This window comes from Aliisedimentitalea sp. MJ-SS2, from assembly GCF_032586155.1.
GTDB lineage: Bacteria > Pseudomonadota > Alphaproteobacteria > Rhodobacterales > Rhodobacteraceae > JAWHTC01.
The window spans coordinates 519,322-544,302 of sequence record NZ_JAWHTC010000002.1; the positions used below are offsets into that span (position 1 = coordinate 519,322).

Genomic DNA, 24,981 nt, shown 5'->3' on the forward strand with positions numbered 1-24,981 from the left:
CGCACTTATGCGTCCAAAGACAAGCAGAGCTGTATCTAAGATCTGGACCTACGGAGCGACGGCACACCACATGCCATTGACCTGCACCAGTGTAGGTTCGCCGCAATGAAACATGAAATAGGTCACGTTGGTGCTCAGCAGCCGGTCGATGTTGGGTCGGTTGCACAGGGTACCCGCTTTTACAGGCCGGGTCCTGGCCCCTTCCCGCTTGAAGGCCACGTTTTGCCCCGGTGACAGGGTCACCGCCTCGAAGGGCGCGTTCAGCCCCAATGCGCCGCGTTGGAACCGCACCGGGTTGGCATCCTGGAACCCGTTCAGGAAGCCTTCGTCCAGGTAAATCCGGTCCAGCCATTCTACCTTCATGTAGGCGCCCGAAATCGTCTTGACCGGGTCGCGCAGGCGCAAGGCCGCGATCGGCAGGTCGCCAAATGAGGTGGTCACTTTGGCCTTGCCGTCAAACCCGGGCAGATTCCATCGCATCGCGTTTTTGGACGGATCCGTCGAACTGCGCCGCTTGCGCAGGGCAGGCGCCGCCGGCTTGGCCTCGGGCTGGGCCGCCGGTGTCGCCGCCTCCTCTTCGGCCATCGTTTTCATAACGGATGAAATGATGTCGTCAGTCATGCTCTGGTTTTGCCTCGTTACCGGGTCACACGTCATGCCGCACGCGGGCGCACACGTAGCGTGCGGGGCTCAATCGCCAAACTCACACAACTTTGTGGAGGCTTCGGGGACAAAACAAGGGCATTTTGTGATCGACCCGCTCCGGTTTGGCCGCAATTGCCAGCCTCAACCCCATGCGTCGCCCACAAACAAGACATGCCGCTTCCCGCGCTTTAAGCCGGATGAGCAAATCAGCAGGACCCCCAAATGACCGACCGCACCACCCTTGGCATCCTCTGCATGATTGCCTTTTCGCTTATTGCGCCGATCATGGATGCCTTTGCCAAGGCCACCCCGGCCGAGGTGCCGGTTTTACAGATCCTCTCGGCCCGGTTCGGGGTACAGGCCCTGGTGCTTGTACCGTTGGCGATGCTTCTGGGCTTCCGGGTCATGCCGTCCCTGCGCGACGCCGGTCTGCATTTCCTGCGCGCAGCGCTGATTCTGGGAGCTACGGGCTGTTTCTTCCTTGCGCTGCGCTCGATGCCGATTGCCAATGCCATCGCCATCTTCTTCGTCGAACCCTTCATCCTGACCCTGATGGGTGGGTTTTTCCTGGGCGAGGCGATCGGCCCGCGCCGGATCATTGCCTGTATCGTTGGCTTCGGCGGCGCTCTGTTCGTGATCAAGCCTAGCTTTGCAGATCTCGGCCCGGTCGCCCTGCTGCCGCTTGTCACCGCCATGCTGTTTGCCTTCTACATGATCATGACCCGTTCGATGGCCGGCCGGGTCCACCCGATCCCGCTTCAGGCCCAGACCGCCAGCGCCGCACTTTTCCTTGTCATGCCGCTCCTGTGGCTTTTCGACGACACCGGCACGCCTGGGCTCGATCCGGTCTGGCCGACGCAATTCGCCCTTATGACGCTCGCCGGGGTCGGCATCGTCTCGACCATCTCGCACCTTTTCATCAGTTTTGCCCTGCGCTTTGCCCCTGCCGCCACCATCGCACCACTGCAATATCTCGAAATCGTCTCGGCCACAGTTTTGGGGTACTACGTGTTCAGCGACATTCCCGACGGACTCACAATCCTTGGCGCCTCGATCATTGTCGGCTCCGGCCTGTACGTTTTCGCCCGCGAGCGCGGCCTGGAACGGCGTCCGACCCCGGCCCCCTGATACGAGCGGCTTAGATTCTTATTAGGTGTATTTTATTAAGCGAAAAAATCTTTAAGTTGATTGAAGCTCTATTCCGGCCTAGCCTGCCCCACATGATCGGTGACCGCCCCATCTGTGGCATCTTGCTGATGCTCGGCTTCTGCATCGTCGCCCCCATGGCGGACGCGGTGGCGAAAATCCTTGGCCAATCTGTGCCACTGGGACAGCTCATCTTCATCCGCTTTGCTGTACAGGTGGTGCTGCTTCTGCCCTTCATCGCGCTGACCGGGCGACCATGGCGGATACGCGGCCGGGTGCTGTGGTTGGTGATCCTACGCACCTTCATGCACATTTTCGGCATCGGACTTATGATTGCGGCGCTGCAATACCTGCCGCTCGCCGATGCCGTGGCCATATCCTTCGTCATGCCCTTCATCCTGCTGGTCCTCGGCAAACGCATGCTAGGCGAAGAGGTCGGCACCCGTCGCATCCTCGCCTCCCTGATCGGGTTCGCCGGTACGCTGCTAATCGTTCAACCCAGCTTTACCGCGGTTGGCTGGGCCGCGCTGCTGCCGCTTGGCGTGGCTCTGAACTTTGCCTTCTTTATCCTGGTGACCCGCCAGATTGCCAAAGAAACCGACCCGTTTGGCCTGCAAACCACGAGTGGGCTGATGGCCATGGTGATCCTGGCGCCGTTCCTCTTGATTGGGTTGCCCAATCCCCTTGGCCTTTTCGACATCATTTTCCCCAACAGCACCGAATGGGCTCTTTTGCTGGCCATCGGCACACTGGGCACCCTGGCGCACCTTTTGATGACCATGTCTCTGCGCCATGCCCCCGCCGCCACTCTGGCCCCGCTTCAATATATCGAAATCCCCATGGCCGCCCTTCTGGGCTGGATGGTGTTTGCCGACTGGCCCGGCACCATGGCCATGTCGGGCATCCTGATCACTATGGCCGCCGGACTCTATATAGTCCTTACCGAGGGTCGGGCCGAGGAGCAGCCCAGCGCGCCAGCCCCGGATCGCGCAGAACCGTCCGCACCGCGGCAAAACATGCAACCGGCAGAATGACCATCATCGACGGGCTTTCGACCTCGATCCGAACGGCAACCTCGCCGCCCTCCCCGGCGACCCGGTTCGACGTGCCAATCTGCCGACCCGGTTCAAAATCCAATCCATCCAGCGGCCAGGCCAGCCCCTCGGACCGCGCCCCTACCGGAGCCATCGGAAACAGCGACACCCGGCACCCCGCAGGTAATCCAACCTCAATGCGCGGCGGTGCCAGGAACACCACCTCTCGCTTGCCCACCAGCAGGCAGGGCCGATCCGCGTAACGCATCATCCCATGCAGCACCGCCAGCTGATGATCCAACCGCCCGCCGGAAAACCCCAACGCCACTACCAATGGCGCCTCGATCCGGCTCAGGCATTTCTCGAAATCGGTGCTGTCCTGTTCTTCTATCCGGTGAATGCGCCCCTCGGGTAAAACCTCCCGAGCCGCGCTGGACAATGAATCCATATCCCCGATCACCGCGTCGGGCAGAACGCCCCGCTTGATCAACCGGTTTGCCGCCCCATCCGCGGCCACTATCCGGGTACCGTCAACAATCGCGGCGCTTAGCAGCTTTTTTTTCACCTTTGCCCCTCCTACTAGAAGGACTGGCCGAGAATCGTGAACAATCGTCGTTGCTATCATCTATTTGTGCCCGCTCAGGAAACAGATCACATTTATGTCACGAAATGATACGGTAAACATCGCAGATTCGGGCCGGTTTGGACGAGGTGCAGATGCTACAAGTTTAACCAAATCCGTAACTGATTGGCGAGCAATCCCATGGTTAATACGAATAAAATTCTGACAGTCTCCTACGGCACCTTCTCGTGCACGCTTGAGGGGTTTGAGGACTCCTTTGGCACGATGACGCGCATTGCCGAGTATTTTCAGCGGCTTTCTGCAAATGACCGGTATTTTGGCGCCGAGCCGCCAACCCCCGATGCAGAAGAACTGGCACGGATCGCAGAACGCGAGATCGCCCGCCGGGTCGAAGCCGAGGTTGAGGTAGACAACAAAAACATCGTGTTGCGCGCCGACCCCGGAACGATTCTCCCGGTTGCCGCCCGCGCCGCGGACGAGCCACGTGAAGAGCCCGCGGCAGCGGCGGAAGAGCCGAAGCAGGAACTCGCCACCGACTCTGTGCAAATCGAAGAGGCTGCCCCCGAAGCGCCCGCCGACTCCCACGTCGAAACCCCGGCCTTTACTGAGGCCGAGAGAACCGTGACAGACGAAGCGGCGGAAGAAATCGTCGCTGCAGACGACACAATTGACGCAATCGAGGAAGGTTTTGCCGTCAGCGACGCACTACCTGCCGAAACTGTGCAACCGGTAGAAACCGTTGCCGAAGCCGTCATCGCCCCCGCGGGCGAAGTCGAGGTCGACACCTGGTCGCCCGAAGATGCCGCCGCCTTCTTCGATGGCCCGGCCACCGCTCCTGCTGAAACCGGGCAATCTGACATTTCCAGCGTTGCTGCCAAGCTCCAGCGCATTCGCGCCGTCGTCGATCAGGACGAACCGACATCCGGGGAAGACGAGGAAACCGGCTTCTCTGAAGATGAGCACGCCGAGGATTTCCTCGCCGATGCCCATGAAGACATCGAAGCTGCCCTGGCCATCGACGACGAGGCCGAACTGGCCTCCGAACCCGCCCGTGTTGAAGCCGAAGAGGCACAGCTCGACGTCAAACAGAAAGAAGAAACCCCGGTCGACGCTCTCGACGATACTAAGGACGAAGCTCTGGCAGAACCTGACGCCGGTTGGGGCGAACAAGAATACGCTTACGAAGAAGACGCCTACGAAGAAGACATCTCCGAAGAAGTTAATGACGAGATCTCGGCGTTACTCGACCGTTTCGGCGTTGAAGCCGAGGACGAAAGCGCCGACGTAGAAACCGGCGACGCGGCCTTTAACAGTGAGCCTGCCGACGAAGACATCGCGTCGGGTGAAGATATCGTCGACGAAGCGGTCGAAGACGCGGCCAACGAAGCCGCGGAACAGGACGCCCCCGTGCGCGCCCGTGTCATCAAGATGAAGCGCGCCGATTTCGAAGCCGCCGTGGCGGCAGGAACTCTCGACGAAGACGTCAGCGGCGATGAATACACGGCGTTTGACGACGCGGACGAAGCCGCATCCGATTCCAGCCTTTCTGCAGATGAAGAGGCCGATCTGCTGCGCGAATTGGCAGCGGTCGAGGCCGAGCTCGACGGCGTGACCGACGCAAACCAGGATGACCTGGACGAGATGATCGTTGCGACCGATGATGTCGAGACCCAAGTTGAAGACGCTCTTGAAGAGACTCTAGCGCAGTTCGAAGACGAGGATGAAAACGCCTTCGACACTTCAGAAGACCCGGATGGTCCGGTCGATCTGTCGGCTTATGCCAGCGACGATGATTTCGACGCAGCAGGCAAGGATTCGATTTTCGCCGAAGTTGACGACGAAGTCGCCGACGATGCGCCGAAACCCGAAACAGAACGGGTCACGACCCGGTTTTCCGAAGACGCCGACGACGACATGGCCCGCATGTTCGACAAAGCGGCAAACCAGATGGACGAAGAGACCGGCAAGGGGCGTCGCAACGCCATCGCCCATCTTCGTGCCGCCGTGGCCGCCGCAAAGGCCGAGGAAAACGCCGGAGGCAACCTCAAGGGCGAGGGCCTTGATACCGAGGTTTACCGCGACGATCTGGCCAGCGTGGTGCGTCCGCGCCGTCCGGATGGTGCCCAGACACGTCCGCACACCCGTCGCCCGGAAACCCGGCGCCCGGCCCCGCTCAAGCTTGTTGCCGAACAGCGTGTCGACGTCGATGAAGAGCACCCGAGCCAGCCGATCCGCCCGCGCCGCGTTGCCATGCAGCGCCCCGAAGTGGCCGCTGATACAGATGCCGGAAGCGATTTTGCCGAATATGCCGAGGATGTCGGTGCGAACACCCTTCCCGAACTGCTCGAAGCAGCGGCGGCCTACCTGTCCTTCGTCGAAGGCCAGGAGCAGTTCTCGCGTCCGCAGCTGATGACCCAGATTCGCCAGGTCGAGCCCGAGGACTTCTCGCGCGAGGACGGTCTGCGCTCGTTCGGTCAACTGCTACGCGAAGGCAAGATCGAAAAACTCGAAGGTGGCCGGTTCAAGGCAGCCGACTCGATCTCCTTCCGCCCGGACACGCGTGCCGCCAACGGCTAAGCGCCCGGTTACCCGGAAAAAGAAACGGCGCCCACTGCTCGGGGCGCCGTTTCGCTTTTCTCAAGGTGGGCTTCAGCCTTTCGAACCCTACACCTTCTGCTGGGTATACTTGCGCAGCTCCTTGCGACCCACGGTCCGTCGGTGCACCGCGTCAGGTCCATCGGCAAAGCGCAACGTCCGAAGCTGGGTCCAGGCAATCGCCATCGGCGTGTCCTGGCTGATCCCGCCTGCGCCATGCATCTGGATCGAATCGTCCAACACCTGAAGCGCGGTCAGCGGCGCTACCACCTTGATCATCGAAATCCACGGATAGGCTGCGCGCGGATCGCCCTGATCCATCATCCAGGCTGCCTTGAGGCACAAAAGCCGCGCCTGCTCGATCTCCATCCGGGCATTGGCGATGATGTCATAGTTGGCCCCCAGATGCGCAATCGGCTTGCCAAAGGCCTCGCGCTCCAGCGACCGGCGGCACATCCGTTCCAGCGCAGCCTCGGCCTGTCCGATGGCGCGCATGCAGTGGTGGATCCGCCCCGGCCCAAGCCGCCCCTGGGCAATCTCAAAGCCGCGACCCTCGCCCAGGATCATGTGATCGGCCGGCACCCGCACATTGGTGAACCGAATGTGCATATGCCCGTGCGGTGCGTCTTCATGGCCATAAACCTGCATCGGGCGCAGAATTTCGATCCCCTCCGTCCCCGCAGGCACCAGGATCATCGAATGCTGCGCATGTTTCGGCGCGTCGTCATTACCGGTCTTGACCATGGTTATATAGATCTTGCAGCGCGGATCGCCTGCGCCCGATGACCACCATTTTTCGCCGTTCAACACGTAATCGTCGCCATCACGGACACAGGACATCTCGATATTGGTCGCGTCCGAACTTGCCACTTGGGGTTCGGTCATCAAATAGGCCGACCGAATCTCACCCTGCAATAGCGGCGTCAGCCACTTTTCCTTCATCCAGTCGGAGCCGTAGCGCTCCAGAACTTCCATGTTCCCGGTATCAGGCGCGGCACAGTTGAACACCTCGGCCCCCAGCGGCGTCTTGCCCATCTCCTCAGCAAAATAGGCATATTCCACCGTGCTCAGGCCAAACCCGCGCTCGCTGTCGGTCAGCCAGAAATTCCACAGCCCCTTGGCCTTGGCCTTGGCCTTCAACCCCTCCAGGATTTCGGTCTGACGTTCGGTGAATACCCAGGGACTGCCGGTGTGGACCTCCTTGTGATATTCCTCTTCCATCGGCATGATCTCGTCACGGATCATCTCGCGGACTTGGTCAAGAAGCGCCTCGTGCTCCTCGCGAATTCCCAGGTTCATTTCCATGTCGACCCTCTCCTCTCGTCGCGCCTTGCCACGAGTAGACGGGCGCGCCGGACCCGAGTAAACCCCCCGCCCCTTGTGCCGTTGCGTCGCAAGTATCGCGGGCGCCCCGAATACCGTCGCACACCTGTCACATCCATCGGCTAGGGTCTGCGCAATTCTCAATGGTCGTTTTCAGCACTATTCGCGGCAGCCTTTCCCCGGGGCTGCCGCTATTTCTTTGCGTAAGCCTGCATCACCCAAGTACAACCTCGCCCTCGATCTCGATGGCAAAATTCATCGGCAATGCCGCAACCCCGATCGCTGACCGCGCATGCCGCCCTACCTCCGGTCCGAAAACGTTCAGGATCAGATCGGAAAACCCATTGATCACCAGGTGCTGGTCCGAAAAGTCCGGTGCCGAACTCACCATGCCGAACACACGCGTCCAACCGGAGATCCGGCTCAGCTCCCCCAGCTCGACCTTGAGATGCGCCAGCACCGACAGCCCGATCTCACGCGCCGCCGCCTGCGCCTCTTCAAGCGTCAGCTCCTGCCCCACCCGGCCATAGGGCCCGGTGATCGCACCGCTCGCATCATGCCTCGGGTGCCCCGAGATCAGCACCCGGTCGCCGCGCCGGTTCACCATCGAAAACGGCAGGTTCAACTCCGCGGGCAATTGAACCGGCGGTGGCAGCACCAGTCCCATTTCCGCCAGTCTCTCTTCCGGTGTCGTCATGATTTCCTCCTCGCGCTTGCCCCCACTCTCTCCCGGTCCAGCGCCGCAATCAACCGGACTCGCCAAATCGCCCCGCATCCGCTATCCCCCGCCCATGACATCAAGGATCACGCTTCCATGACCACCAAATGCGGCTTCGTCGCCCTGATCGGAGAGCCCAACGCCGGCAAATCGACGCTCACCAACCACATGGTGGGCGCCAAGGTTTCAATTGTCACCCACAAGGTCCAGACCACCCGCGCCCGCATCCGTGGTGTCGCGCTCGAAGGTGAAGCCCAACTCGTCTTCGTCGACACGCCCGGCCTGTTCCGACCGCGCCGCCGGCTGGACCGCGCCATGGTTGCTGCCGCCTGGGGCGGGGCGGCTGATGCCGACATCATCGTTTTGCTGGTCGAGGCTCATCGCGGCATCACCCCCGGCGTCGAAACCATCCTCGACGGCCTCGCCGATCTGCCCAAAGGCCGCAAGATCGCCCTTGCCATCAACAAGATCGACAAGGTCGAGGCCCCGGTCCTGCTCAAACTCACCCAGGACCTAAACGAGCGCTACGCTTTCGCCGAAACCTTCATGATCTCGGCCGAGAAAGGCCACGGCACGAACGCCCTGCGCCACTGGCTCGCCGAAAACCTGCCCGAGGGCCCCTGGCTCTACCCCGAGGACCAGATCGCCGACCTGCCGATGCGCATGCTCGCCGCCGAGATCACCCGCGAAAAACTGACCCTCCGCCTGCACCAGGAACTGCCCTACCAGCTCACGGTGGAAACCGAGAGCTGGGATGAACGCAAGGACGGTTCGGCCCGGATCGAACAGATCATTTATGTCATGCGTGACGGCCACAAGGGCATCGTGCTGGGCAAAAAGGGCGAAACCATCAAGGCGATCTCGAAACTCGCCCGCGAAGAGCTCGAAGAATTCCTCGGCCGCCGCATCCACCTCTTCCTACAGGTCAAGGTGCGACCCAACTGGCTGGAAGAGAAAGAACGCTACTCGGAAATGGGTCTCGATTTCAAAGATGGAAACTGACCTGCCCCTCTTTCTTTGCGCAAATACTCCGGGGGTCGTCCTTGGTTGCGCCATTGGTCCGAGCGACCAATGGACGACGGGGCTGGCCCCCGCTCCGACACCCGCATGACCCGCCTCACCGCCGAATTCTGGGTCAAGGCCTACCTCACTCGCCTGCGCCTCTTCGACATCCCGGCTTTTGTCACCTCCCATGGCGACGACACGGCGGGCGCGGTTCTGGTGAAACTCAACACGCTCGACGGCCAGGCCAAGGCATTCCACCGCACGTTCGATCTGATGACCGGCGCTCGCAAATGGGACCTGCTGGCCGAAGGCCCGGAACCAGATGTCGACGCTTCCATTACCAAGCAACGCAGCTTCGATCCCGACCTCTGGGTGATCGAAGTCGAAGATCGCGACGGTCGCCACCTCTTGGACCAACCCGGCCTTTCCGACTGATACGTTTCAACACGAAACATTTTCGCGCCCGCTTGTAACGCCACGTCAATCCTTGTTACGTCACGGCGCGACCCCCCTGCTGCCGGTTGCCCAGAATCGGGCAATACCGGCAATATGCATCCAAGAGACATCCCGCGAGGACATGAAACATGAGCGAACAGGTCACCCTTACCCGCGACGGCGAAATTGCCGTGGTCACCGTCAACAATCCGCCGGTCAACGCGCTTGGCACCGCCGTGCGCCAGGGTCTCGTTGCCGCGATGGAACAAATCGACGCCGACGATGCCATCAAGGCAGCGATCATCATCGGCGAGGGCCGCACCTACCCGGCGGGCGCCGACATTCGCGAGTTCGGCAAACCGCCGCAACCCCCGGCCCTGTTCGAGGTCTGCACCCGGATCGAAGAAACCACCAAACCCGTGATCGCCGCCATCCACGGCACCGCCCTCGGCGGCGGTCTGGAAATCTCGCTTGGCGCGCATTACCGCATTGCCGACCCCAAAGGCCGCGTCGGTCTTCCCGAGGTTCTGATCGGTGTCATGCCCGGCGCCGGTGGCACCATCCGCCTGCCCCGCATCGCGGGTATCGGCAAGGCGCTCGACATCATGGTCTCGGGTCGTCAGGTCGGCGCCCCCGAAGCGCTCGAACTTGGCATCCTCGACCGGCTCGCAGAAACCGACCTGCTGGACGACGCCAAAACCTTCGCGCGTGAACTCATCGCCGAGGGCGCTGGACCTCGCAAAACCTCCGACCGCACCGAAGGTCTCGGCACGGAGGAAGAGAACGCCACCGCGCTGCAAGCCGCTCGTGACGGAATCGTCAAGAAAGCCCGCGGTCTCTATGCCCCGGCCAAGATGGTCGACAGCATGGAGTATTCCCTGTCACACAGTCTGCATGACGCCTCGATCTTCGAGCGTGACGCATTCATGTCCTGCCTCGGCACGCCGCAGCAACAGGGCCTCAACCACGCCTTCTTTGCCGAACGCGCATCCGCCAAGGTCCCCGAAAACGGTCGCGCGCAACCCCGCCCGCTCAACAAGATCGGTGTCATCGGCGGCGGCACCATGGGCGCGGGCATTACCGTCGCCGCGCTGAACGCAGGCCTAGAGGTCACCATGGTCGAACGCAACGCCGAGGCGATCGCAAACGGCCAGAAGAATGTCGAAAAGGTCTATGACCGCGACGTCACCAAAGGTCGCAAAACCGAGGCGCAAAAGACGGCCATCATGGACCGTTACACGCCATCGACCAACTACACCGACCTGTCCGACGCTGATCTGATCATCGAGGCCGTGTTCGAGAACATGGACGTTAAAAGGGAAGTTTTCAGCACGCTGGACAAGGTCGCTAAACCCGGTGCCGTGCTGGCCTCCAACACCTCCTATCTCAACATCGACGAAATCGCCTCGGCCACCGCGCGCCCCGAAAGCGTGATCGGCCTGCATTTCTTCTCGCCCGCCAACATCATGCGGCTTCTCGAAATCGTCATCCCGACCAAAGCGGCGGATGACGCCATCGCCACCGGCTTCGCCCTTGCCAAGGCGATGAAAAAGGTCCCCGTGCGCGCCGGCCTGTGTGATGGCTTCATCGGCAACCGCATCCTTGCCAAATACATGAGCGCGGCCGCCTTCATGGTCGAAGACGGCGCCTCGCCCTACGCGATCGACGCCGCCCTGGTGAAGTTCGGCTACCCCATGGGCATCCACGCCATGGGCGACCTGGCGGGCCTCGACATCGGCTGGTCCAACCGCAAGAACAACGCCGCCAAACGCAACAACCAGGACCGCTACAACGGCACCATCGCCGACCGCATCTGCGAAAACGGCTGGTTCGGTCAGAAGACCGGCAAGGGCTGGTATGTCTACGCCGAAGGCGACCGCCGCGGCACCCCCAACCCCGACATCGACGCGATCATCGCATCGGCCCGCGCCGATCTGGGAATCACCCCACGCGACTTCAGCGAAGAGGAAGTCATCCGCCGTTACCTCGCCGCCATGGTCAACGAAGGCGCCCGCGTTCTGGAAGAGGGCATCGCCCTCAAACCCTCCGACATCGACGTCACTTTCCTCTTCGGCTACGGCTTCCCGCGCTATCGCGGCGGCCCGATGAAATACGCCGACATGTACGGGCTGGACAACCTGCTCACCGACCTGCGCGAGTTCGAGAAGGAAGACCCAAGGTTCTGGAAACCCGCGCAGCTTCTGATCGACATGGTCGAGCGGGGCGAGAGCTTCGACGACCTCAACAAACGCGCAATGGCATAAGGGAGGCCCTTTATGGACCTGAATTTTTCCCAAGAAGAACAGGATTTCCGCACCGAGGTGCGCGACTGGATCGCCGCCAACCTGCCCGCCGAGCTTGCCACCAAGGTGCGCAATGACGCGCCCATGGGCAAACAGGAAATCCTCGATTGGCAGCTGATCCTGCACGAAAAAGGCTGGCTCACCTACATGTGGCCAGCCGAGTTCGGCGGCACCGGATGGGGCCCGGTCAAACAGTTCATCTTCGAGGATGAAATGGCCCGCGCCTGCTGTCCCCGCATCCTGCCCTTCGGGTTGAAAATGCTCGCCCCCGTGCTGATGAAATTCGGCACCAAAGAACAACAGGACCACTACCTGCCCCGCATGTGCGACGGCACCGACTGGTGGTGTCAGGGCTACTCCGAACCCGGCTCCGGCTCGGACCTTGCCAGCCTGAAAACGGCGGCGGTGCGTGACGGCGATCACTACATCGTCAACGGCCAGAAAACCTGGACCACCCTCGGCCAGCACGCCGACTGGATCTTCAACCTTGTGCGCACCTCTTCCGAGGGCAAGCAACAGGAGGGCATCTCTTTCCTGTTGGTCGACATGAAATCGCCCGGCATCGAGGTCCGCCCGATCCGCACCATCGACGGCGGTCACGAGGTGAACGAGGTCTTCTTTACGGATGTGAAAGTCCCAGCCAGCAACCTCGTGGGCGAGGAAAACATGGGCTGGACCTATGCCAAATACCTGCTGACCCACGAGCGCACCAATATCGCCGGTGTCGGCAAGTCCTATCAGGAACTGGACCGCCTCAGGGATCTGGCTGCCAAGCAGAAACGCAACGGTAAACCGCTGTCCGAAGACCCGCTTTTCGCCGCCCGCCTTGCCAAGGTAGAAATCGACCTGATGAACATGGAAGTCACCAACCTCCGCGTCCTCTCGGCCGCCGAGTCCGGTGGCGCACCCGGTACCGAAAGCTCGATGTTAAAACTTCTGGGCACCGAGATCGAACAGGAAATCACCGATCTGACCCGCCGCGCCCTTGGCCGAAGCGCGCAGGCCCTGACGCCCGAGGTGGATGAACCCGGCTACAATGGCCCGCATGTGACACCCGAAGGGTTCAACAACGCCTCCGGCGTCTATTTCAACCACCGCAAGACCACAATTTATGGCGGGTCGAGCGAGATCCAGAAGAACATCATCACCAAGATGATCGTCGGGCTCTGAAGGGGGATACACAGATGGACTTTACCCAAACCGAAACCCGCCGCATGCTCGCCGACACGATCGAACGGTACCTGCGCGACCAATACCCCCTGATGCCCCGTGTCGAGGCCGGCAACTCGGAGACCGGGTACCAACAGGCCCACTATGACGGCCTTGCCGAGCTTGGTGTCATGGCCGCGCTCTTTTCCGAAGACCAGGGCGGCTTTGGTGGCGATGGTTTCGACATCGCAGTGGTATTCGAAGAAATGGGCAAACGCCTCGTCAATGAGCCGGTCATGGACAACGCCCTGATCCCGGGAGCGATCCTCGCTGCGGCCGGAAAAACCGACCAAGTCGAAGAGATCATTGGCGGCGCGGCACGCTATGCGCTGGCCGCCGAGGAACCCCACGCGCTTTATGACCTGGCCGAAGTCGATACCACCGCGCAACTGTCCGAAAACGCTTGGCGGCTTAACGGCTCAAAGACTGTCGTGAAATACGCCAACGGCTGCGACGGATTCATCGTCTCGGCCCGTACCGATGCGGGCATTGGCCTCTACATGGTCAACGCCGGCGATGCGAGTTTGCGCAGCTACACCACCACGGATGGCGGTCGGGCGTCTGAACTGACACTCGACAACACCCCGTCCACGCTGATCGCAGAAAACGGCGCCGACCTGCTGGCCGAGGCCCAGGCTCGTGCCATTGTCGCCCTGTCGGCCGAGGCGCTTGGGATAATGCTCACCATCCGCGAGATGACCATCGAATACCTGCGCACCCGCAAACAGTTCGGCCTTCCCATCGGCAAGTTCCAGGCCCTGCAACACCGCATGGCCGAAATGCTGGTCGAAATCGAACAGGCGCGCAGCGCGGTGATCAACGCTGCCAACGTGATGACCACGCCGGGCGCGGCGCGCGACCGGATCATGGCCGCCACCAAGTATTCCATTGGGCGCATAGGCCGTCTGGTGTCTGAGGAATCGATCCAGATGCATGGCGGCATCGGCATGACCTGGGAATACGACCTGGGCCATTACGCCAAACGGCTGATCATGATTGATCACGAATGGGGCGATCAGGATTTCCACCTGGCCCGGTTTATCGAGCTGGGTCAGGCGGCCTGATCGCCAGCCCCTACATCGGCGGGGCACTGATCGCCGTGGCCCATCTTGGCCATGACGAGGTCGTGCGCCGCCTGATCGACGCTGGCGCGCCGCCTGATCACATCAAGAATCCCGGTTGGACCGCCCTGATCGAGGCAGTGGTTCTGGGCGATGGCGGCCCGGCGCATCAACAGGTGGGGGGCGACCTGCTTGCCGCCGTGGCTGATCGCAGCATCGGCAACAAGCAAGACGCAACTCCGCTCGATCTTGCCCGCGCCCGTGGCTATTCCGAAATGATCCGAATGCTAAAAGCGGACTAGGCTACGCCCCGGTACTCGTATGGCGGCACTTGCCGTCGGGTGCCACCAGCACCCCATCCTGCATTCGCAACTCCCGCGTCGCGATCTTGCGTCGGAAATGCGGGTCATGGCTGATCAACACCATCGCCTGCGGCAGCGATTGCAGGATATCCACCAACCGCTCCTCGTTCTCCTCGTCCAGCGCGTTGGTCGGTTCATCCAAAAGAAGCACTTGTGGCGACATCGCCAATACGGCGGCAAGGCTTACCAGCCGCTTTTCCCCGCCGGACAGTTTGTGGGTGATCCGATCCCTCAGATAGCGCAGATCAAGCAGCGTCAGCACCTGCTCCACCTGTGCCATCGCCTCGTCGCGCGACTGACCCAGGTTCAGTGGCCCAAAGGCAATATCCTCGGCGACGGTCGGGCAAAACAGCTGATCATCCGGATCTTGGAACACCAGTCCAGCCCCGCGCCGCACCGGTCCGAAATCCACCTCGGTCATACGCCGTTCGCCAAAGGCGTGCACCTCACCCGACGATGGTTTCAACAATCCCACCATCATCCGCAGCAGCGTTGATTTCCCCGCGCCGTTATGCCCGGTGACGGCCAATCGCTCACCATCGCCCAGCGCCATCGAGGCCCCTTTCAGAACCTCGCCATGGCCGGGATAGGCAAAACGGATATCCCTAAGCTCAATAAGCGACATCGACCCACCCGATCGCAATCAATGCCAGCATCAACACTGCAAACCCAACTGCGAAGGCCCGGTCACGTGGCCCGGCACTGAACTGCTCCAACATCGGGAACCGCCCGGCAAATCCCCGGCATTTCATCGCCGCCATGATCCGTTCCGAGCGTTCAATCGCCCGCACCAGCATCATACCGACCAGATAGCCGAACGACCGCAGCGTATGCAGCGACGTGCTGGGCCGGAACCCCCGCGCCTTCATCGCCGCCCGCATCCGCAGGTATTCCTCGTGCAGCACCGACAGGTAGCGAATGGTGAACATCATCAGATGCACCAGCCGTTCCGGCACTTTCAACGCATGCAGCGCATGGCCCAGAACCACCGGCTCCAACGTGCCCACCAACGCCATCAGCGACAGGATCACCGCATTGGCCGTCAGCGCGATTTCAATCGCGTGCAGCAATCCCTCGCGGCTGGCCTCGAAACCCGCAACAGTAAACAGGGTCTCACCCGGCGTGGTAAAGGGCAACATCACCAGCAGGAACAGGATGAATCCGTCCACTGCCGCCATGCGTTTCAACGTCGGACCCGCTGGCAGGCGCGCCGCGACCATCAGGCCCAGTGCCACAGCCATCGCCGCGACCAACGCGGCCAATGACGACAGCGCAACGCAAATCAGTGCAAACACCACCACCGCCACAATCCGGTATCGCGGGTCGATCCGGGTCAACCATCCCGGCCCCGACCGGACAGCCAGGGCAGAGGTCAGCACATCAGCCATCACGGTGGTCCTTAAGCTTCCGCCTTGCGGCAAGATAGAACCCCAGCCCGAACAACCCGACAATATAGCCGATCCCGCCCAGAATGGCCTGCAGATCACGTGTCTCCTTCAACGCCGCAATCTCGCGCCGGATCGGGCGCATCTCGTCGCGGACCACGGCTGCAAACTCTGCCGGATCAATCGCCGCAACCGGGGCTACCGCTACGGATTTCGTTACAGGTGCGGCTGATGCTTCAACCGGCTGCAACCCCTTGGGCAATTCTGCTACGGGCAACACCACCCGCGCCACGTGGCCCATGCCCATATCGGCGATGAAATGATGGTCGACGGCCAGCGTTGGCGTGAAGGTAAAGAACCCCTCATCGTCGGTTGTCACTTCCCCCAACATCGTCCCGTCTGACCCGGTGATCTGAACCAGCTGCCGCTTGGCCAAGTCGCCATTCGACAGCCCGATCTCTCCCTCGATCATGTCGCCCGCCGCATAGACCGTGGCGATCACCTTGTGCGCCATCGCCTGCCCCGGCAGGGCCAAGAGCACTAGGATAAGAAGGCCCCTCATGCCTGCGCCTCGCCCCAAGCCAGGAACAGCTCGGGCTTGACCTGTCGCATCAGGTACACAGCAGCCCCGGTCAACACCGCCTCCACCGCCATCACTGGTACATGCGCCAATATCACCAGCTTCGCGGCAAGGAAGAAAGCCTGGCCCGACAACGCCAAGGCCAGCGCCACCATTGCCCCGGTCATCGCAAGCGCCACCCCGCCACCAATGGCACCCCAAATCCAGGCCAGCCGGGCGTCTCCCCGCCGGATGAAGGGCGTGCAAAGATAGTGAACCGCCACTGCGGGCCCGGCGATGATCACGGTGTTCACGCCCAGCACGCTGAGACCGCCAAAACCGAAGAATACCGCCTGCAACAACAAGCCGACAAACAGTGCCGGAAACGCCGCCCAACCCAACACCAGCCCGGCCAACCCGCCCAGGATCAGATGGACCGAGCTCGGCCCGATCGGCACATGGATCAGCGAGGCCACGAAAAAGCTGGCCGACAGCACACCGGCGGCAGGGATCTTTTCCAGGTCCAGCTTGCGCAATCCCATGGCGATCCCGCCCACGGCAAGCGCCGCGCCACCGATCACCACCGGGTTGGCAAGGGCGCCATCAACGATATGCATCAGTTGCCCCCCATGTCATAAGCCCGCACCCAGATCACCGCGTCCTTGCTCAGCGGCTTGCCCTCGTGGCTGGCGCCTTCGTCAAGGTCCAGCGCGGCAAAGCCCCAATGCCCGGCGCGTGGAATGGCAAAGGTGAAATACCCGCTTGCATCCGATCTAACCACGACGGCACCGCCGGGCATTGCGCCCGTGGTCGCGGAACCGGCGCTGTTGGTGGCCATGTCGGGCTCGGCGGCGATATACTCCACTTCGATCTCCGCGTAGGGAACTGGCTCACCGTTCAAAACAACTCGGCCCGTAAAGCTCGAACCGGCAATCAGGTTATAGGGTTTCGACAACGGCAGGATTTCCGCGGGCAGACCCAGTTCATCTTCCCAATCGGTCGGCATCCCGGCGCGATTGACATAGGCCTTGGCGAATTGCTGGATAAACTTGTCCTCGGCCGCTTCGAAATAAGGGGCAGGCTCCACAGCGACCACATAGTCACCAGCGCGTTTCACCGGCAAAACCGCATCATAAGCGGTGGCCGCATTCTCGGCCCCCTGAAACGAAAACGCCTTCAGCGACGGCGCCAAATCGATACGTTTTCCACGGTGCAACACCCAGACTGCACCCGGCATTCCCATCTCCATCACCGCCCCGTTTTCGAACGGATGCCAGAAGATCAGCTTCAGCGGTACGTTGCCCGCCCGCTCGATCTGGTTTTCCGGCGTGTAAATCAGTTGAAAATGTGCGTGAACGGCCTGCGGCAACGCCAACGCGGCGGCAAGAAGGATAGCTCTCATCATGTCATGTCTCCCTCGCCCAATATCTCAGGGCAAAAGCGACGGGGTTTTGGCTTGGGGCTTGGATTGTGCCGCCTCGCCAGATGCTCACCCCGGCATCTGTTGAAGTTGGAACCACGGGGATTGACCCGTGATCCACCGGCGGCAGGTCTCCTGACTTGCGGGTCATCGCCCTGATCTTGCCTTCCCGGTTGCACGATTGGCATCCAGTGGCCTTGCGATCAGAACTCTCCGCCTACAGTTGCGGGGGCAGTCACGGAGTTGGCGCCTGATGGCTACACCTCACCGTGTTCCCTTTTAATCCGGGCGTGGGTTTACCCGGAACCGTCGACTTCCCCGCAATGGCATTGAAGGGGGGACCGAGTCAATGCTTGCCAATATCGCCGTGCAGCCCCAACATGCGCCCGTTCGATCAAAGGGACTGCACGACATGCTCGAGAAACTGGCGGCCATCGTGGGCGCACAACATGTGCTGACCGGCAGCGATGTGGCACGGTATGGTCACGACTTCACCCAAACCTATCAATGGACTCCGCTGGCCGTCTGCCGTCCGGCCAACACGGGCGAGGTTGCGGCCCTGGTCCGGCTCGCCAACGAAACCAAAACACCGGTTGTGCCGGTCTCGGGCAATACCGGGCTGGCCGGGGGCGCCCGCGCCGAGGGTGCCATCATGATCTCGCTGGAGCGCATGAACGCCATCCGCGAAATTCGGCCCAACGCGCATGTCGCCATTGTCGAGGCTGGTGTGGTGCTGTCGACCCTGCGCGAGGCCGCAACCGAACACGAGCTGATCTTCCCCCTGACCTTCGGTGCACAGGGCTCGGCCATGATCGGCGGCAACCTGGCCACCAATGCGGGCGGCTCGAACGTGCTGCGCTATGGCAATACCCGCGACCTGGTGCTGGGGATCGAGGCGGTGTTGCCCACCGGCGAGGTGATGGACATCATGTCGGAACTGCACAAGGACAACTCGGGCTACAACCTGAAACACCTGCTGATCGGAGCCGAGGGCACGCTGGGCATCATCACCGCCGCCGTGCTGAAACTGGTACCGAAACCGCGCGCCTATGCCACCGCCATGGTTGCCGTGCCCGCTTTGGATCAGGCCCTGACGCTTCTGAACCGCCTGCAAGAGGCCACGGGCGGCGGCGTAGAGGCGTTTGAATACATGCCGCGCAGCTATATCGAACAGCACATGAAAACCATCACCGGCGCGCGTGAACCTTTTGACGCGCCGCATGAAGTCAACATTCTAGTCGAGGTCGGTGCAACCGCCCCGCGTGACGCGACACTGGGTCCCGACGGTGTTGCACCGATCACCGAGTATTTCGAAACCATCCTGGGCGAGTTGTTCGAAGAAGGCGCGTTGCTCGATGCCGTGGTGGCTCAGAACGAGGCCCAGCGCCGCGAGATGTGGGAACGCCGCGAAGCCGCCGCCGAGGTCACACTTTCACGCCAGCCAATCCAGAACAATGACATTGCCGTACCCTTGGACAAGGTGGCGGTCTTCCTTGAGCGGGCTGACACGATGCTGGAACAGGTGGATGCCGGCAGCACCGCGATGGTGGTCTCGCACCTGGGCGACGGCAACGTTCATTACGCGGTCTGGCCGCAAAGCCAGGACCCCGAGCGGATGGACGCGATCATGGAGGCGATCGAGGAAATCGCCCTTGATCTTGGCGGCAGTTTCTCGGCGGAACACGGCATCGGCACGTCGAAACTGCCCTCGATGACTCGGCGCAAGAACAAGGTCGCCCTTGGGGCAATGCGCGCCATCAAGGCAGCCCTTGACCCCAACGACATCATGAATCCCGGCAAGGTGCTTCCCGCGGATGGCTGAGCCCACGTCTCTTTCTTTGCCTAAATACTCAATTCCGACAGGGCGACCTGACGCACGGCCAAGGCTCAGCCACGCCGGAACATCGCGATCCAGCCGGTATCGGCGGCATGTGCTCCCGTAGCCTTGTCACCGTAGTAACGCACCTCTTGCAGGCGGAATTCGGCAATCTGATCCCCAAGTGTTGCGAACCGGGCCTTGAACCCGGCTTTCTCCCAATGCTCGCCATTGATCGACAGAGCAATCAGCCCTCCCTTACGCACCACACGCAGTACCTCGTCGACCCCTTCGGGCCCAACATGGCCGTTGGTGAAGGTCCCCGCGCTGACCGCGCTGCCATAGAACCCGTCCTCGACCGGCAACCGGCCCAGCAGATCACCTTCGAATAGCCGATCATAGACATCTTTCTCGGCCGCCGCCGCCAGCATGCCCGGCGAGATGTCGGTGCCATCCACTGGCCCCACCCCAAGCGCCACCAGCCGTGCCCCAACCAGCCCGGTACCCGCCCCGACATCGAGGATTGGGCCTTCGGGGCCTGCGGCGGCAAAGGCCTCGGCCACACGGTCGGGCAGGACGTAATCCATGTCGCGCACGAAATCGCTGTCATAGCTCTCGGCCCAGCCGTCATAGTGGCGGCGGTTGTCTTCGGGAGATTTCAGTGCGTAGACCGCGTCGAGATCGTCATTGGCATCACTCATCTGCCCATGACACACCGTGCCTGCGCATCACGTCAACCCTAGCCACCGGATTTCAGCGCCTTACCGAACTCCAGGAAGCGCGGGTCGCTCTTAACCCGGTCATTCATCGCCTGGCGTAAGGCCTCAACCGATTTCAGCGGCCGCATCACCACTTCGAACTCAGCAATCAGCCCGTCCTCGCCAAGGGTGATCAGGTCAACGCCCACCGCGTCGAATTCACCGATCTTGCACTGGAACTCCAGCGCCCAGTCGTCACCCGAACCCATCACCCGCCGGTAACGGAAGTCGGAAAACACCTGCCCGACATAACCCAGAACAGCGGCCACCGGCGCACGACCCTGCCAGACCGCCCAGTAGGTCGGCGGTAAGAACCGCACCTCTTCTGCCAGGATCGGGGCAATCGCCGCAGCGTCTCCCTTGGCTACGACCTCCATCATCGTTTCGATTGTCGGGTGCATCGCAGGTCTCCTTCTGGTTCACGCCAGCCTGCCCGCCCGATAGCCCTATCACAAGCCTGACGTCGGGTTGCGAAGGAACCTCCCCCACGCTATGGCCCGGGTCATGAGCGACATCTATTCACCGCCCCAGGACCCGCTCGAGGTTCTGCACGAAGATCACGAGTTGATCGTAGTGAACAAGCCCGCAGGCCTGCTGTCGGTGCCGGGCAAGGGCGAGCACTTGGCCGATTGCCTTCTGAGCAGGGTACAGGCGGCGTTTCCGACCGCACTTTTGGTGCATCGGCTGGATCGGGACACCTCGGGCGTGATGATCTTTGCCGCCACGCCCCATGCCCAGCGCCACCTTGGCCTGCAGTTCGAGAAACGTCAGACCAAGAAGATTTATGTCGCCCGGGTCCATGGCATTCCAGAGGAGAAGGTAGGCACCATCGACCTGCCCCTGATCGTGGACTGGCCCAACCGACCACGCCAGATGGTCTGCCATGACACCGGCAAACAGGCGATTACCGATTACAAGGTGATCAAATCTGGAGAAGGCGAAGCCCGGGTGCGGTTGATGCCCAAGACCGGGCGTAGCCATCAGCTCCGCGTGCATATGGCTGCCATCGGCCACCCGATTCTGGGAGATCCGTTCTATTCGAGCAATGCCAGCGACTATCCGCGGATGATGTTGCACGCTCAGGAACTGCGCTTGCGCCATCCAGATGGCGGCAAAGGCATGCGGTTCTTTGCTAAGGCACCGTTCTGACGACTACTTGGCCGGGTCTTTCGGCAAGGGCGTGAACTGTTTGCGCGTTTCCGGCGGCAGCTTTTTCGCGGCCCGGTGGTAGTCGCCGCGCGCATCGGAATACTCGGCCCGCCCAAAGGCCTCTTGCATCGGGTTCTTGTCCTTGATCGCCTTTTTAACCTTCTGGCGCTTCTCTTCGGCAATGTCACGTTTATGGATCACGTCAAACGCGGTCAGGATGGCCTTGGCCCACTTGCGCAGCGCCTTGTCTTTCTTCTGATTGGCATAACGTTTCAGCTGCACGAAAATCAGATTGAATTCGACGGATTTCCACCCCGAATACCCGTCTCCCATCTCGGTCACCTGATCGACAAAGTTTTCCAGGCGCTTGCCGTTGGTTGCCAGGCCCTTGAGTTTGTCCTTCTTGGCGTATCCCGCGATTTTGCTTTGCGTGTCACGCACGGCGCGTATTTTCGATTGCTTGTAATCAGCGTGCACCGGAACGGATTTTTTGGTCGTCGATTTGCCGTTCTTTTTAGGCGCGGTGGCCGGCTTCTTAGGGGCGGTGGTTGTTTTTGTGTTGTCGTCCGTCGCGCCTCCGTCGCCCCCCATGGCAACGGCCATTGTGCCAATGTGCCCATCCAGCCCAGGCATGCATATCATGCCGACACCGAGAAGAATTGCGTAAATGAAACGTAGAATCATGAGAATGCCCCCTTTGGTAGCCCGAAAAACGGATTGCTGCGCACAAATCAACGTGGAAGCACTGGCAATAGACATGTACCAGTATAGCAGGATTTCAAAAAAACCGGAAAACCGCGGGATCAGGCGGCGCGGCGCTGCATCAGCGTAATCGCCTCGAACGGCTTGATCATCAGATAGGCCGAGCGCGCGTGTTCCGGCAGCATCCGCCGGTCGGCTCCGGCCAGAAGACTCGCTGCCAACGGACCGGGCTTGCGCCGCAGACGGCCCAGATACAGGCTCTCAACCGGACAGCCCGCCGCGATCACCGACTCGTGCCGCGGCAGGATCAGCTGGGTATAGCTCACGGTCACCGCCCCGGTTAGCTGAATCGCCGAAATACCATTGACCAGGTGCCGTGCGGGAACCAGAACCGCCTCGCGGCCGAAGGTGTATTCCACCTCCGATCCACCCACGACAAGGCGTTGATCCGGGGCCACGACGATATCTCGGATCAACCCGAAATAGGGCGCCCTAAGACGCACCGGACGGAACGACCCACAGGCCGGCACCGTGCGCCGAACCGCTTGCAACACCGGCACCACGCCGGATTCCAGCGTCTCGACCATGTCACCGCGCCGCAGGTCGCCCGCATGAGCATAGCCACCTCTGGCAAGGATCGGCACATTGGCTGTCAGACAGGGCATTGGCCCAACGGGTTCGACCTCGTCCGAGACAGCAAAGAACTGAACGTCTTCATCCAGCAGGCGACGGCGCGGATCGGTCGCGATGATCCGCACGTCTTCCAGCATCAAGGGTCGCGCGCTTTGTAATTCGACCGTGGTGACGCTGTCGTATTCCGGCCGCTCGATGGACAGTCGGCCGCGATGGGCCGGCCCGGTACCGCTGGTATTGCGGGCCCAGCTGTAAGAGATGCGCAAGATATCGGCGCGGTCCTGGCTGTCATGGTGCAGCGCCGTGTGAAACACGTCCACCCCGTCGGCAATCACCAGAACAAGCCCGCCACCGGGCAGCGCCTGTAAGGTCAACTTGTAGGGTCTGGGATAGGCCCGTTCGAAAGCCAGCAACGTCTGGGGCCGCCCGTCCGGTGACAGCCGGGACTCGATCATCATCGAACCTTGCGGCATCGGGCAATCCAGCTGACTGGCGGTGGCAACAGCGCCGGGCGCCGCGGGGTCCACCTCCCTGAACATGCCTTCGGCACAGAACCTGTGTTCTTCGGCATCCGATATGGCAATCCAGCCCATGCGCGCCCTATGCCTCCCGGGACAGTGGCGCGTGGCCCGGCTCCAAAGGCCGCACCACGTGGTGTTTCGGGATCTGCCGCGCCGCTAGCATGCCTGCCCAACCCTCGCTTGCGAGACAGAAGCTGGTGTGGAAATCGCCTATGGAAAACCGCACGGGTGCCGTGCGTTCTGCCTTGATCTGCGAACTCTGCTCACCGCCGGGGCTTTTGCCCGGCCAACCCTGCCTCGGGTCTTGTTTGTTACAAGATGGTTAGCACAAGCTCGGATCGCTTGTTAAGGAAAATCTCAACACCGTGTCACTCGGCGGTGCAAAAGCCACATTTGCGCCCGCCGGGCATCTCGGATACGGGTTCTTGCAACGCTCTTCGATGCAACGAGGCCACGCCCATGACCGCACCCCTTGACCCAATTCACCTGACCCAGAACTTGATCCGCTGCAACTCGGTCACACCGCTCGAAGGCGGCGCGCTGGTGCTTCTGGACGAAGTGCTAACCGAGGCCGGTTTCATCTGTACCCGTGTCGATCGCGGCGGGGTCTCGAACCTATATGCCCGCTGGGGCGAGCGGGGCCATGCCCGCAGCTTCGGCTTCAATGGTCATACCGACGTTGTGCCCCCGGGCGACGAAGCCGCCTGGCGTCACGGCCCGTTTTCCGGCCATCTCGAAGATGGCGTCCTCTGGGGCCGTGGTGCCACCGACATGAAATCGGGCGTTGCCGCCTATGTTGCAGCCGTGGTCGATTTCGTCCGCGAAACACCCCCCGACGGAGCCTTGATTCTCGCGATCACAGGCGATGAAGAGGGCGACGCAACCGACGGGACCACTGCGCTTTTGGATTGGATGGCTGAGAATGGCGAAGCAATGTCCGCCTGCCTCGTCGGCGAACCCACCTGCCCCAACGAAATGGGCGAGATGATGAAGATCGGTCGCCGCGGTTCGATGACCGCGTGGTTCTCGGTGATGGGCAAACAGGGCCATTCCGCCTATCCCCATCGCGCAATCAACCCGCTCCCGGCCATGGCGCGACTGATGGACAGGCTGGCCTCGCATACCCTTGACGAAGGCACCGAACATTTCGACGCCTCGACCCTGGCCGTGGTCAGCATTGACACGGGCAACACCGCGACCAACGTGATCCCGGCCAAGTGTTCCAGCGCTGTCAATATCCGTTTCAACGACGCCCATTCCGGCAAATCCCTCACGAAATGGCTCAAGGACGAGGCTGACACCGTTGCCGCAGAATTCGGCGTCGGCATCGATACCCGGATCAAGATCTCGGGTGAAAGCTTCCTGACACCGCCCGGCCCGCTCTCGGACCTGGTGGCAAACTCGGTCGAAGCCGAAACCGGCCGCCGCCCCGAATTGTCCACCACCGGCGGCACCTCGGATGCACGCTTCATCAAGGACCGCTGTCCGGTGGTCGAGTTCGGGCTTGTCGGCAAGACCATGCACCAGGTCAACGAACAGGTTCCCGCCGAGCAGATCACCCAACTCAAGGCGATCTACGCCCGCATCCTTCGCGACTATTTTGCCTGAACCGCCCCGCC

The 24,981-nt window shown here is 61.6% G+C and carries 25 protein-coding genes and 1 riboswitch; of the genes, 12 read left to right on the forward strand and 13 right to left on the reverse strand.

Going from position 1 to position 24,981, the window contains the following annotated elements; all coding sequences use genetic code 11:
• Positions 1–48: 48 nt before the first annotated feature.
• Entirely contained in the window at positions 49–621 is a 573-nt protein-coding gene (locus RXV86_RS09045) for a Hint domain-containing protein (RefSeq protein WP_316299175.1), read from the reverse strand.
• A gap of 246 nt (positions 622–867) precedes the next feature.
• Here RXV86_RS09045 and RXV86_RS09050 point away from each other — a divergent pair, with 246 nt between their 5' ends.
• Entirely contained in the window at positions 868–1,773 is a 906-nt protein-coding gene (locus RXV86_RS09050) for a DMT family transporter (protein WP_316299176.1), read from the forward strand.
• 92 nt (positions 1,774–1,865) lie between these two features.
• Positions 1,866–2,825 (forward strand): DMT family transporter, encoded by a 960-nt coding sequence (locus RXV86_RS09055; RefSeq protein ID WP_316299177.1) that lies wholly within the window; start codon positions 1,866–1,868, stop codon positions 2,823–2,825.
• On the opposite strand, the gene RXV86_RS09060 is transcribed toward RXV86_RS09055, so the two are convergent.
• Positions 2,731–3,450 (reverse strand): thiamine diphosphokinase, encoded by a 720-nt coding sequence (locus tag RXV86_RS09060; RefSeq protein ID WP_316299178.1) that lies wholly within the window; start codon positions 3,448–3,450, stop codon positions 2,731–2,733. The genes RXV86_RS09055 and RXV86_RS09060 overlap by 95 nt on opposite strands.
• Before the next feature lie 138 nt (positions 3,451–3,588).
• Between RXV86_RS09060 and RXV86_RS09065 the strand changes: the two genes are divergently transcribed.
• Complete coding sequence (locus RXV86_RS09065; protein ID WP_316299179.1) at positions 3,589–5,985, forward strand: chemotaxis protein CheA; 2,397 nt, start codon at positions 3,589–3,591, stop codon at positions 5,983–5,985.
• 87 nt (positions 5,986–6,072) lie between these two features.
• On the opposite strand, the gene RXV86_RS09070 is transcribed toward RXV86_RS09065, so the two are convergent.
• Entirely contained in the window at positions 6,073–7,308 is a 1,236-nt protein-coding gene (locus RXV86_RS09070) for an acyl-CoA dehydrogenase family protein (RefSeq protein ID WP_316299180.1), read from the reverse strand.
• A 232-nt stretch (positions 7,309–7,540) separates the two neighbouring features.
• Positions 7,541–8,023: a RidA family protein gene (locus tag RXV86_RS09075; protein WP_316299181.1), complete on the reverse strand. Its 483-nt coding sequence runs from the start codon at positions 8,021–8,023 to the stop codon at positions 7,541–7,543.
• Positions 8,024–8,140: 117 nt separating this feature from the next.
• Between RXV86_RS09075 and era the strand changes: the two genes are divergently transcribed.
• From era to RXV86_RS09105, 6 genes are all read left to right on the forward strand, one after another.
• A complete protein-coding gene (era, locus tag RXV86_RS09080) occupies positions 8,141–9,046 on the forward strand; it encodes a GTPase Era (protein ID WP_316299182.1) in 906 nt (301 codons plus the stop codon).
• 105 nt (positions 9,047–9,151) lie between these two features.
• Positions 9,152–9,484: a DUF1491 family protein gene (locus RXV86_RS09085; protein ID WP_316299183.1), complete on the forward strand. Its 333-nt coding sequence runs from the start codon at positions 9,152–9,154 to the stop codon at positions 9,482–9,484.
• A gap of 149 nt (positions 9,485–9,633) precedes the next feature.
• Positions 9,634–11,748, forward strand: coding sequence for a 3-hydroxyacyl-CoA dehydrogenase NAD-binding domain-containing protein (locus RXV86_RS09090; RefSeq protein ID WP_316299184.1), 2,115 nt, complete (start codon positions 9,634–9,636; stop codon positions 11,746–11,748).
• 12 nt (positions 11,749–11,760) lie between these two features.
• Positions 11,761–12,957: an acyl-CoA dehydrogenase family protein gene (locus RXV86_RS09095; protein ID WP_316299185.1), complete on the forward strand. Its 1,197-nt coding sequence runs from the start codon at positions 11,761–11,763 to the stop codon at positions 12,955–12,957.
• A gap of 14 nt (positions 12,958–12,971) precedes the next feature.
• A complete protein-coding gene (locus RXV86_RS09100) occupies positions 12,972–14,060 on the forward strand; it encodes an acyl-CoA dehydrogenase family protein (RefSeq protein ID WP_316299186.1) in 1,089 nt (362 codons plus the stop codon).
• Between the two features lie 35 nt (positions 14,061–14,095).
• Positions 14,096–14,359 carry a hypothetical protein gene (locus RXV86_RS09105; protein WP_316299187.1) on the forward strand — a complete coding sequence of 88 codons (264 nt, stop codon included), beginning with the start codon at positions 14,096–14,098 and terminating at the stop codon, positions 14,357–14,359.
• A gap of 1 nt (position 14,360) precedes the next feature.
• On the opposite strand, the gene RXV86_RS09110 is transcribed toward RXV86_RS09105, so the two are convergent.
• From RXV86_RS09110 to RXV86_RS09130, 5 genes are read right to left on the reverse strand one after another with little or no spacing between them, the layout of a single operon-like run.
• The gene (locus tag RXV86_RS09110; RefSeq protein ID WP_316299188.1) at positions 14,361–15,044 is read right to left on the reverse strand and encodes an ABC transporter ATP-binding protein; all 684 of its coding nucleotides are present in this window, start codon (positions 15,042–15,044) and stop codon (positions 14,361–14,363) included.
• On the reverse strand, positions 15,031–15,807 hold the full coding sequence (gene cbiQ, locus RXV86_RS09115) for a cobalt ECF transporter T component CbiQ (protein ID WP_316299189.1): 777 nt from the start codon (positions 15,805–15,807) through the stop codon (positions 15,031–15,033). The genes RXV86_RS09110 and cbiQ overlap by 14 nt, the downstream gene beginning before the upstream one ends.
• On the reverse strand, positions 15,800–16,366 hold the full coding sequence (locus RXV86_RS09120; protein WP_316299190.1) for a cobalt ABC transporter permease: 567 nt from the start codon (positions 16,364–16,366) through the stop codon (positions 15,800–15,802). Before RXV86_RS09120 ends, cbiQ begins: the two co-directional genes overlap by 8 nt.
• Entirely contained in the window at positions 16,363–16,980 is a 618-nt protein-coding gene (gene cbiM / locus RXV86_RS09125; protein ID WP_316299191.1) for a cobalt transporter CbiM, read from the reverse strand. The genes RXV86_RS09120 and cbiM overlap by 4 nt, the downstream gene beginning before the upstream one ends.
• A complete protein-coding gene (locus RXV86_RS09130; protein ID WP_316299192.1) occupies positions 16,980–17,768 on the reverse strand; it encodes a DUF4198 domain-containing protein in 789 nt (262 codons plus the stop codon). The genes cbiM and RXV86_RS09130 overlap by 1 nt, the downstream gene beginning before the upstream one ends.
• 122 nt (positions 17,769–17,890) lie before the next feature.
• Positions 17,891–18,109: riboswitch (cobalamin riboswitch) on the reverse strand.
• A gap of 86 nt (positions 18,110–18,195) precedes the next feature.
• Here RXV86_RS09130 and RXV86_RS09135 point away from each other — a divergent pair.
• The gene (locus tag RXV86_RS09135) at positions 18,196–19,605 is read left to right on the forward strand and encodes an FAD-binding oxidoreductase (protein WP_316299193.1); all 1,410 of its coding nucleotides are present in this window, start codon (positions 18,196–18,198) and stop codon (positions 19,603–19,605) included.
• Positions 19,606–19,670: 65 nt separating this feature from the next.
• On the opposite strand, the gene RXV86_RS09140 is transcribed toward RXV86_RS09135, so the two are convergent.
• Together RXV86_RS09140 and RXV86_RS09145 are read right to left on the reverse strand one after the other, a co-directional pair.
• The gene (locus RXV86_RS09140; RefSeq protein WP_316299194.1) at positions 19,671–20,300 is read right to left on the reverse strand and encodes a methyltransferase domain-containing protein; all 630 of its coding nucleotides are present in this window, start codon (positions 20,298–20,300) and stop codon (positions 19,671–19,673) included.
• Positions 20,301–20,338: 38 nt separating this feature from the next.
• On the reverse strand, positions 20,339–20,758 hold the full coding sequence (locus tag RXV86_RS09145; protein ID WP_316299195.1) for a nuclear transport factor 2 family protein: 420 nt from the start codon (positions 20,756–20,758) through the stop codon (positions 20,339–20,341).
• Between the two features lie 103 nt (positions 20,759–20,861).
• Between RXV86_RS09145 and RXV86_RS09150 the strand changes: the two genes are divergently transcribed.
• The gene (locus RXV86_RS09150) at positions 20,862–21,506 is read left to right on the forward strand and encodes an RluA family pseudouridine synthase (RefSeq protein WP_316299196.1); all 645 of its coding nucleotides are present in this window, start codon (positions 20,862–20,864) and stop codon (positions 21,504–21,506) included.
• Between the two features lie 3 nt (positions 21,507–21,509).
• Here RXV86_RS09150 and RXV86_RS09155 read toward each other — a convergent pair whose 3' ends face one another.
• The gene (locus tag RXV86_RS09155; protein ID WP_316299197.1) at positions 21,510–22,190 is read right to left on the reverse strand and encodes a hypothetical protein; all 681 of its coding nucleotides are present in this window, start codon (positions 22,188–22,190) and stop codon (positions 21,510–21,512) included.
• A gap of 119 nt (positions 22,191–22,309) precedes the next feature.
• Entirely contained in the window at positions 22,310–23,434 is a 1,125-nt protein-coding gene (locus RXV86_RS09160; protein ID WP_316299198.1) for a Hint domain-containing protein, read from the reverse strand.
• 387 nt (positions 23,435–23,821) lie between these two features.
• Between RXV86_RS09160 and dapE the strand changes: the two genes are divergently transcribed.
• Entirely contained in the window at positions 23,822–24,970 is a 1,149-nt protein-coding gene (gene dapE, locus RXV86_RS09165; RefSeq protein ID WP_316299199.1) for a succinyl-diaminopimelate desuccinylase, read from the forward strand.
• Positions 24,971–24,981: the final 11 nt, after the last annotated feature.